Genomic DNA, 1,440 nt, shown 5'->3' with positions numbered 1-1,440 from the left:
GCCGCAGATCGTGAAGGATTGACCGGCACGGCGGCCGCCGCCGGCCGCCACACGCCGCACCGTTGCATGGGCCTACAATGGCCCACCCCTCTTTCCACCTTGGCGCCCTCCAGGAGCTTGCTGTCCGATGAAATTCCGCTTTGCCGCTGCTGCCATGGCCACGACCCTGTTGGTGGGCGTGGTCTCTGCCCAGACCCCGCAGCCGGCCCCGCAGCCGACGCCTGCTCCTGCCGCCGCCCCGATCACCGTTGCCACCCCGCCGGCGCCCAAGCCCAGCGTCTCCAAGGCCTGGGTGCTGATGGATTACGCCACCGGCCAGGTGCTGGCCGGCGAGAACGAACATGAACAGCTGGCCCCGGCCAGCATCACCAAGGTGATGACCTCCTACGTGGTCGCTGCCGAGGTCAAGAACGGCAAGGTCCGTCCCGACGACCAGGTGATGATGAGCGAGCGCGCCTGGCGCGAAGGTGGCGCCGGTACCGACGGCAGCTACAGCGGCTTCCCGGTCAACCAGACCGCGCGCCTGGAAGACATGGAAAAGGGCATGGCGATCCAGTCCGGCAACGATGCCGCGATTGCCCTGGCCGAGCACGTGGCCGGCAGCGAAGAGGCCTTCGCTTCGCTGATGAACAGCTACGCCGCCAAGATCGGCATGAAGAACTCGCACTTCGTCAACGCGCACGGCCTGACCGCGCCGGGCCACCACAGCACCGCCTTCGACCTGGCGCTGCTGGGCCGGGCGATGGTGCGCGACTACCCGGAGACCTACGCCTACAACAAGGTGAAGGAATTCACCGTAGGCACCATCAAGCAGCCCAACCGCAACCTGCTGTTGTGGCGCGACGGCAGCGTGGACGGCATCAAGACCGGCCACACCTCCGAAGCCGGCTACTGCCTGATGAGCTCGGCGCAGCGCGGCGACCAGCGCCTGATCGCGGTGGTACTGGGCGGCAGCTCGGAAAAGCAGCGTGCCGATGACAGCCTGGCGCTGCTCAACTGGGGCTTCCGCTTCTTCGAAACCCACCGCATGTACGAACCCGGCAAGGCCGTGGCCGAGCACAAGGTGTGGAAGGGCAAGACCGACACCGTGCAGCTGGGCGTGGCCCAGCCGCTGCTGGTGAGCGTGCCGCGTGGCCGCTACAACGACCTCAAGCCGACCATCGACGTGCCCAAGACCCTGGAGGCGCCGTTCACCGCAGGCCAGCAGATCGGCTCGCTGAAGGTGACCCTGGATGGCAAGGTGGTGGCCGAAGCCCCGCTGGTGGCCGTGGCCGCGGTGGAAGAGGCCGGCTTCTTCAAGCGCCTGTGGGACAGCTTCTGGATGTGGTGGGAATCGGAGTGATTCCTGCCCGACCGTAGTAAAAAAAAAGACCGGCGAAAGCCGGTCTTTTTTTGGGTGCGGGGTGCCGGTCGACGGTGTGCCGCCTACAGCGAGCGGCT

The 1,440-nt window shown here is 66.8% G+C and carries 1 protein-coding gene; it reads left to right on the top strand.

Annotated features, from left to right (window positions below):
* The first annotated feature begins 127 nt into the window (after nucleotides 1–127).
* Nucleotides 128–1,342, top strand: a complete 1,215-nt coding sequence (locus DBR34_RS16815) for a D-alanyl-D-alanine carboxypeptidase family protein (protein ID WP_038686203.1) — start codon at nucleotides 128–130, stop codon at nucleotides 1,340–1,342.
* The last annotated feature ends 98 nt before the right edge of the window (nucleotides 1,343–1,440 follow it).

Origin of the sequence: Stenotrophomonas sp. HMWF003 (assembly GCF_003061285.1) — a bacterium.
In the GTDB taxonomy this organism is placed as follows: domain Bacteria; phylum Pseudomonadota; class Gammaproteobacteria; order Xanthomonadales; family Xanthomonadaceae; genus Stenotrophomonas; species Stenotrophomonas maltophilia_AP.
The sequence above is the reverse complement of the archived record's forward strand: the minus strand, read 5'-3'. Positions and strand labels throughout refer to the sequence as shown.